Origin of the sequence: Povalibacter sp. (assembly GCF_036520495.1) — a bacterium.
GTDB lineage: Bacteria > Pseudomonadota > Gammaproteobacteria > Steroidobacterales > Steroidobacteraceae > Steroidobacter.
Genome location: NZ_DATDJO010000037.1, coordinates 31,650 through 40,073, shown reverse-complemented (window position 1 = coordinate 40,073; position 8,424 = coordinate 31,650). Strand labels below are relative to the sequence as shown.

General features: G+C 60.3%; 5 protein-coding genes. All 5 read right to left on the bottom strand.

Annotated elements, in window-relative coordinates; translation table 11 throughout:
- Nucleotides 1-248 precede the first annotated feature (248 nt).
- Nucleotides 249-1,145, bottom strand: a complete 897-nt coding sequence (locus VIZ63_RS13930) for an SDR family NAD(P)-dependent oxidoreductase (RefSeq protein WP_331610263.1) — start codon at nt 1,143-1,145, stop codon at nt 249-251.
- A 51-nt stretch (nt 1,146-1,196) separates the two neighbouring features.
- A complete protein-coding gene (locus VIZ63_RS13925; RefSeq protein WP_331610262.1) occupies nt 1,197-2,177 on the bottom strand; it encodes a HupE/UreJ family protein in 981 nt (326 codons plus the stop codon).
- A gap of 3 nt (nt 2,178-2,180) precedes the next feature.
- Complete coding sequence (locus VIZ63_RS13920) at nt 2,181-3,062, bottom strand: peptidylprolyl isomerase (protein WP_331610261.1); 882 nt, start codon at nt 3,060-3,062, stop codon at nt 2,181-2,183.
- 58 nt (nt 3,063-3,120) lie between these two features.
- The gene (locus tag VIZ63_RS13915; RefSeq protein WP_331610260.1) at nt 3,121-4,977 is read right to left on the bottom strand and encodes a DUF3604 domain-containing protein; all 1,857 of its coding nucleotides are present in this window, start codon (nt 4,975-4,977) and stop codon (nt 3,121-3,123) included.
- 245 nt (nt 4,978-5,222) lie between these two features.
- Nucleotides 5,223-8,270: a TonB-dependent receptor domain-containing protein gene (locus VIZ63_RS13910; RefSeq protein WP_331610259.1), complete on the bottom strand. Its 3,048-nt coding sequence runs from the start codon at nt 8,268-8,270 to the stop codon at nt 5,223-5,225.
- Nucleotides 8,271-8,424 lie beyond the last annotated feature (154 nt).

The following is an 8,424-nucleotide window of genomic DNA, read 5'->3' as shown; positions in this document are numbered from 1 at the left end:
GCCTGCTCGTTGGTGCGTGTCCTCGTAGGCCTCTCGCCCCGTAGGCCTGTTAGCCTGTAGGCCTGTTAGCCAGTTGGCCTGTTAGCCAGTTGGCCTGTTAGCCAGTTGGCCTGTTAGCCAGTTGGCCTGTTAGCCAGTTGGCCTGTTAGCCAGTTGGCCTGTTAGCCAGTTGGCCAGTTGGCCAGTTGGCCCGTGGCCCGTTTCACTCACTTTCGTTGATGGCCACCCCTTCGGATGTGACGACCGACTCACGACCGCGAGCCGGCAATGGCGGGCGCGAGACATCCGGCACTCGCCAACTCGCGTTCCGCTTGCGTGAAGCCATACGCTGGCACTATTTCTCCAGTGCGATCCCCAATTTCGCCCCAGAGTTCAATGACACGTTCACCAGCATCGGCATCACCGCCGACATGGCATCCCTCGGTAAGCGTGACATGCGCACGTGCGAAGTGACCTGCGCCAGCACAGAGGATCGCGCGCGTGGGCGCATCTTCACTGACCAATACCAGCAGACCAGGACTGACCCTGCGCGGATCGAGTTGCGCGAGAGCTTCCTTGGAGAGAATGCCATCCGTCATCTGAGTCGCGGCCGTCGGCGCCAGACAGTTCACACGGATGTTGTGCTTCTCGCCTTCGATGGCCAGCGTCTGCATCAAACCCACGAGTGCCATTTTCGCAGCGGCGTAGTTCGCCTGGCCGAAATTTCCGTAGAGACCGGATGACGACGTCGTCATGACGAGCCGGCCGTAGCGTTGCTGACGCATGATTTCCCACACAGCCTTCGTGCATATCACTGCACCCATCAGATGAACATCGAGCACGACCCGGAAATCCGCGAGGGTCATCTTGGCGAAGCTCTTGTCGCGCAGAATGCCGGCGTTGTTGATGAGGATGTCGACGCGGCCCCATGTCGACAGTGTGCGATCGATCATCGCTGTGACCTGCGCTTCGTCGGTCACCGATGCCGCAACGGCAATTGCCTCACCACCGCTTGTGACGATTTCCTCGGCGACGCGCGTTGCGACCTCGGGATTCATGTCGTTGACGACGACACGCGCTCCATAGTGCGCCAGAAGCATTGCATGCGCGCGGCCCAGGCCGCCGCCCGCTCCCGTCACGATCGCCACGCGGTCTTTCAACATCATTGGTCTACTCTCCGAAAGTTCACAAACTCAGGAACGTGAAGAAAAAAGCCTTCACACGAATATTCGCACCGTGCGCTCGATGAACCAGAAGCTCGCGAGGATGCCTGCAACGTATGGAGGCATGCGCCACGTCCACGAAGGTAGTCGCGGTCCGTATTTACGCCACGCAAAGACAAACGTCAGCACCCCCGCGACGAACAGGATCTGACCCGCTTCGACACCCAGGTTGAAGAACAACAGCGCAGCCGGCACTGCATCTTCCGGCAGGCCGATCTCGCGCAGCGCCGCGGCAAAACCGAAGCCGTGCAGCAAGCCGAATGCAAAGGATGCGATCCAGGGCCAGCGCTGGGTCGCACTGTGCCCGCCGTCGCGTGTCCTGAGAATCTCCGCCGCAACGAACGCAATCGACAGCGCGATGGACGCTTCCACCGGCACACTCGCTAACTGCAGCCATCCGAATGTGGTTCCGGCGAGCGTGATCGAGTGAGCGAGCGTAAATGCCGTGATTGCGACGAGCAGACGCTTCAGATTGCGCACGAGCATCAACAGGCACAGCACGAACAGCAGATGATCGAAGCCGAACAGGATGTGTTCGACGCCCAGATGGAAATAGGTCCCGACAACCTCTCCCATCGATTGCTGCGAGGGAATCACGGCGTAGGGCGCTGCGCCATTCACACGCCAGGTCTTCGGCGATCCTGACAGCGGCTCAAAACGCAGAATCACATCGGTGAGACTGGTCTCGAGGTTCTCTATGGCGATCCGCAGGCCGGGCAATCCGCCTTCACAGTGCGCCCGCCAGTGCGCGACGACCGCCGCACTGACCAGTGTCGTGCGTTGCGCGCCGAGGCTTCGGCACTCGCCCGGCAGAATGGCATTGAGCGCGAGACGCATCTCGCCTTGCGCGGGCGTCTTCCACAGAACATCGTACGTTTGCGGCTCGATTTCGCGAATCTGCAGGAACGCAGGACGAATCTCGTGCGCGGCTGCGGGCGCAGCCATTGCGAGCAGCAACAGGATCCGGACGAGCACGCGCTACTCTCCACCCGAATCGATGGTATCGAGCGGACGTATGATCTTCGGCACATCCGTTGGCGGCGGCTGATTGGCGTAGACCTCCGGCCATTCCACGACAACGTGATAGCGCTGGCGCAAACGCGCCTGAAACTGCTCGCGAGTGTCTCTGCGTCGCGATTCGATCCAGTCGGAACGTAGTTTGTCGCGAATATCCGCAAGGAGCGGATCGTGTGCCGACTCGCGCGACAAGACGATCACCGCGTGCGATCCAAGCGGTGACGAGACCGGACCGAACCAGCCGTTATCTGCCTGGGCGAAAACCTCGGCCGCGAAACGCTCGCCGAACAACTGCGCAACTCCGCGCTGCGTTGTCGGCGGCAAGGCCGACGGCAGCATGGACGCATCGCCAGGCTTTGTCGGATCGGCACCGGAACGCAGGCTGTCGAGCAGCGACGCCACGTCGGCGGACGCACTGTCTCGCCGCGTATCGTTGCTCACCATGACCTGACGGAATGAGATTCGCTCGGGCAATCGATACTCTGCCTGGTGCGCGCTCAACCAGGCAACCAGCTGTTCATTCGTGGGTTCCTCACTGGCACCGGCATCCTCCGCGAGAAACTCCAGCTTCTGGCGCATGCGTCGACGCACGATGGTGTCGTCCGCGTCGAGGCCCATGGCGACAGCTTCACGATAGGCCACCTCCTCGTCCGCGAAATCATCGACGAGCGCCTGAAGCTCTGCACGACTTGGCGATCGACCCGCCAGCAGGCGATAGCTGTCCGCGATCTGCTGGACACGTCCACGAGAAATGGTAATGAGATCACCGCTCGGACGCGGCTCGCTGCCGTGAATGAACTGATTCGCAGCGAACAGTACCAATGCAATCGCAAGGAACTGCACTAGTGGCTCGCGAGCGGACCGCGTGACGAAGACCCACATAGGATGCAATCTGCGTTCGTCAGTGCGCATTGATCGGCACGAACCAGATCGGCGAGGTATAGGCGCGTTCCTGAATCGTCAGCGGCAACTTTGGATTGGGTGCTACGTTCGCGCGAATCGCATCCCAGGTCGACCACCGACAGGTGGGATTCTCGAGCACCCGCGCGTAGTAGAACGCGTGCTGTCGTGGATCGAACTCCGGATCGCTCCATACGCCTTGTAGCTGGCCAGCGCCTTTGTCCTGCGAGAACTCGCAGGTACTCAGATCGACAGCGGCACCATTATCCGGGCAGCGTTGTGTAGCACCCTCCACCTTTGCGCCATCCGAGCACACGACGTCGAACACTTTCTCGAAAGACTCGCCGCTTGCATCGACCCATCCCTTGATCATCTGTACACGCTGCAATGGCGCCGAATGGATATCACGCATGGCGATGACGACGAACTCGGGTTTCTGTCCTGGCTTGATGGCAAGCTCGCCTCCCATCGGAACCGCATTCTCATAAGCGCTGCGCACGCCTGCATGGGTTGCGAGATTGACGTTCTCCAATCCATACCCTGCAAACAGTCGCGCACGAATTCGCGGACCGCTGGTGCCGAAAGTTTCTTTTCGTTTGAGTGCTGCAAACAGTGAATCGCGCGTGTTCTGCTCTGACCATATGCCAGTAAGTCCCGCTGAGCCCCACGTTGAAGTGACGGGCAATATCCTGCCTGCCGCATAGAACTCATCCCAACTCTTGTACTGCGCGGGCGGCACGGCGCCGCGCCGATCAGGCGCGCCATCCAGCACGCCGACTTTCGAGAAGTAGTGGTCTTCTTCATACGGGCCGGCCGCATTGTGGCTATCGCTGCCCGCGACGAATCCCATCTTGTACGGATTTACGCCGACCTGGCGCTCGACCCCGAGACCGCGTTTTAGCGCATCACGTACGTAGCCGCCGTCGAACTTCGTGATCGGCTTCGTCGCACCGATGTACGAGGTCATCAATTCGAATCCTGCGAACTCATCGTTCGGCGATAGCAGCGGCATCGTCTCCGATTGACCCTTCGACTGCGTGATCTCGACCAACGGTTCATTGCGCGAGCGCAGCTCGGCATAGGCGCGATCGATGGGCTGGCCATCCCACATCGTGCGTTCGAACATGCTGCCGTCGGAGCCGTTACCGTTGTGAGGGATCGAGATCGCTTCCATGCCTTTCGTTCGTTGCTGCTCCATCCAGTGCCACAGATCCTCCGGACTCTGCGAGTCCAGCGCGGAGTACGGCATTGCTGGCACATGACGACCCGCGTAGATGACGTTGCGATGCAGATTGCGCATCTCGGGCATCGAGGTGAACTCGTAACCGACGAACGTCGTGAACTTACCTGGATCGTTGTTGCGCTCCGCGCTCCGAATGGTCTCCTGCCACGCGGATTGTGTTGCGGACATGTCGGCCAGTTCGGGCAGTCGTTTACCGCTGCTCAGGCTTTCTGCGAAGCGATTGAAGGCGGCGAGAATTGCCGCGCGTTCGCTGGAGAAAAGATCGCGTGCGTAGGGGACCCGGGAATACCCAGTGCCCGGCGTATCGATCGCCTGCACCACACCAAGGTATTCGGCGTGGTCCGTGACGGCGAGAAAATCCAACGGTCCGTGCGTAAGGCGCAGATTAAACCCCATGGCGTGCCTGATCGTGTTCCCTTTCGCATATGCATAAGCATCATCTGGATTCGCACGCACATTGAAAACATAGGCGTCGAACGAGTTGCGGGTATGCAGGTGCAGATCGCCGAAGTAGACGTTGCGCAAAGGATTCGGCGGGGGCGCGTCTGCCTTGCTTGTCGCACTCGATGCTCCCTGGCCCTGCGATTCGGCGGGAGGCGTCGAAGGCCGCTGCATGCAAGACGCAAGCAGGAGCGAGAGGACAATCGAGCATGACTGCGCTCTCCGGGTTCGCTGTTGGCGCCGCTCGACCCGGACTTCATTCTGCTTCGCAACTGTTCGACTGAAGTCGAACCCACAGAGGAAGGCACTGCGTAGTCGGCAAACGAACCCTCTGCACTGTGGGTCCGGTCTCAGCCGGACGATCTCTCGTCCGGCTGAGCCTGAATCCAAGGGCGAGGCGCTACGCCATTTCCCAATCACTAGAACGTCTTCCGGATACCAATCTCGGCAGTACGACCGAGCGGATTGGCAGTCCAGGGGTCGTAGCCGAACTCTTCCTGCGCGGCCGGCGGATCGCGATCGAGGATGTTGGCGACCGTCGCCGTGATCGCGAGCCCATCGTCGAATACGAATCGGTACGTCAAGTCGGTCGTGATCCAATCTTCACCGTTCTCGCCGTACTGCACGCCGGGCCGTTCATCCTGTACGGCCGACACGAAGTTCACGCCGAGCCTGACGTTGTGGCGGTCCACGCTGTAGTCCGCGCTGAAGTTGGCACGCCACTCGGGTGCGGACTGCGCGAAGGTCGCGAAGTTCAGCGAGCCGAGTCTGTCATCGCCCATTGACACCACGATTCCATCGAGAGACGTCGGTCCCGTCTCGAGCTCGAGGATTCGCGTCGCTCTCAGACCCAGTGTCAGGTTGCCAGCGGCGAGCGGCATCTCGTAGGTCGTCTGCAGATCGAGACCGTTGGTGCTCTGGCCCGGGCCGTTGCCGAAGCGAGTGGACACTGATGAGAAGGCCCCCACTCCGCTCATTCCCACAGTGCAAGGCACATTGAAAGTGATGCGATTCACGAGAGGTTGAACGCTCGGATCGCAGGTCGTGATCGTATTGCCAGCGCCGTTGAATACGAGACTCGCAATCTGGTTCGGATCAGCCACCTGACCGATCTGATCCTCCGTCTGGATATCGAAGTAATCGAGTATGAACTGGAAGTAATGACCGGATGCGAAACCGTCGCTCTGCCAGATCGCGCCGAAGTTCTTTGCCCTGGCCGTCTCCGGCTTCAGGTTCGAATCGGTGATGAACTGTGCAGCCAGCCAGTTGCTCGCGGCCACCGTGTAAGTGCGTGCGGCAACTGTGATGTTGCCAGGAACGACACCGAGCGGCGGCGTCTGATAGTTGGTGCCATAGGAGCCACGGAATGAAAGCGGACCCCACACGTTCCACTTGCCCGCCAGCTTGTACACGGTGGCGCCCAACCCATCCGAGAACTCTTCGTGGCGAGCAGCCGCCTGGAAATCAAGATTCGACAGCACTGGAATCCGCAACTCGACGAAGGTCGAATACTGATGACGGCCGAGAGTGTCATTCGGATTCGGCGCGAACAGCACGAACGGTCCGGGGTTGTCCGGTGTGCAACCGCGGAAGCCTGGATCGTTCGTCGCCAGCGGCGATGCAGGAAGGTTGGGCGAGCCCGGGCCATTCGCACTCGTGAACTCACTGGGCCATTCGCAAGGCAGGCTGCCGTCGTAGAAAGGACCCGGAATGTCCTCACGGCTCTTCACGTCGCGATACTGTCCGCCGAGCGCCCAACCAAGCTCACCGCCCGGCAATGTCAATCCGAGCGTTCCATCGAACACCAGATCGACCGTCGTGTTCTCGTTGACCGTTTTCGTGGCGCGGGGATCGAACATCCAGCGCGTCAACTCCATGGAGTTTTCAGCGCCTGCGACATAGTTCGGATTCGCCAGATTGCGCACAGGCTGATTCGCGAACGACGTGGAGAACGGATTCCACCACATGCACCCGTTCTTCCCGGCAGCACCTGGGTTCTGAGTACCGAACCGCGCGGGATCAAGATCTGCGGCCTGACAGCCAGCCCCCCCGAATCCGTTCAGCGCTTGCTGCACGCGATAACCGATCGTGTCCGGATGTGTGTTGTAAGCGTTCGAGTGGTTGTAGGTCACCGCGAAGTCATACCCAACGTTGCGAGCGGCACCGGCCCACGCACCGAGCGTGCCATTCAATCCAGCGGACAGACGCCAGATCTCGTTATCGATGCGATCGGGCACGCCGTAGCCCTCGCCATCACCGAACGCAAAGTTGCCACCGTGACCGAGGAGTCGATACGTGACCGGCGTGAAGCCCGAGGCGCCCACGACACCATTGCGCGCAGCGAAGTCCGCGGCATATGGATTGCTTATCGGCACGTACAGCTGAAAGGTCGATCCGGTCGACATTGCAGGTCCGCGCACGATGGGCTGAGCCGGTGACGCAAACACCTGTGGCGAGGTCACCTGCGCGTATGCCGCGTCCAGGTGGAAATCCATGTTGTCGCTGATCTCCGCATTCAGCTGCGCGAAGCCGCGATAGATATCGTTGTCCTCAACGACGTTGTAATAGGGGATGTAGTTGTACGCACACGTGAAGTTGTTGTCGTATCGCCCACCGACGGCTGTGCATGATTGCGGCGTGAAATCAGCAACGATGCCACCCGTTGGCGCGCCAAATTCGGCGTCGGCACTCACTCCTGGTACTGCGGGAAGCGTGCCACGTGGCACCCATCCTGCGAGATTGGTGAGCGTCGACCACGGTGCGGGGTTGTAGCCAGGCTTGGTCGGATCGAGTGACGTGCGCGTGAAATCGCGATCAAGCGCATGCAGCCTCGAACGGTGCTCGTATTCAGCCGACACCATCAGATTCACGCGGCCTTCGCCGATGCCGCCCAGCACTGCGGCTGAGTAATCGCCATCGGAGCCGTCGATGTACTTGTACTGCGCATTCATGTCGATGCCGACGAAGCGTTCGCGAGTGATGAAGTTGACGACGCCACCGGTCGCGTCCGCGCCGTAAATCACCGCCGCGCCTTCCTTCAGAATCTCGGTGCGTTCGAGCGCAAGCGACGGGATGTTCGCTGTGTTGATATCCATGCGCCGACCGTTGAGCAGGATCAGCGTCTTGTCCGAGCCGAGGCCGCGCAGGTTGTAGTTCACCGAACCGATCAACGTGGGTCCGCCGAAGTAATAGGACTCGCCCGTCGTCGGACCTGAAATGGTCAGGTTCTTCGCAAACTCGAGTGCGGTCGGCGAGCCTTCCTTCTCGAGCTGTTGCCGCGAATAGACCTCGACCGGAAGCGCCGCGTCGACCGGCGTGCCGCGAATGAACGAGCCGGTTACCACGATCTCCGCAAGACTGCCGTTGTCATCCGTGCCCGGCTTCTGCACCGACTGCTGCCCCAAAGCCGGCAAGGCCAAACCCATCAGGACTGCCGCGCTGGATGTGCCCAGGAATACCAGTTTCATGATGATCCCCCGTCGTTGGCTTTTTATACTCATTCACTCGTGAGTGAGTGTTGTACGTTCAAACTGTCCCGTCAATGGTTCCCACTCAATTCCTTGGAAAATAGCCACCGGGGGAACCCGCCCCGATGATCAATCAACGCGGCTCACCTCACCT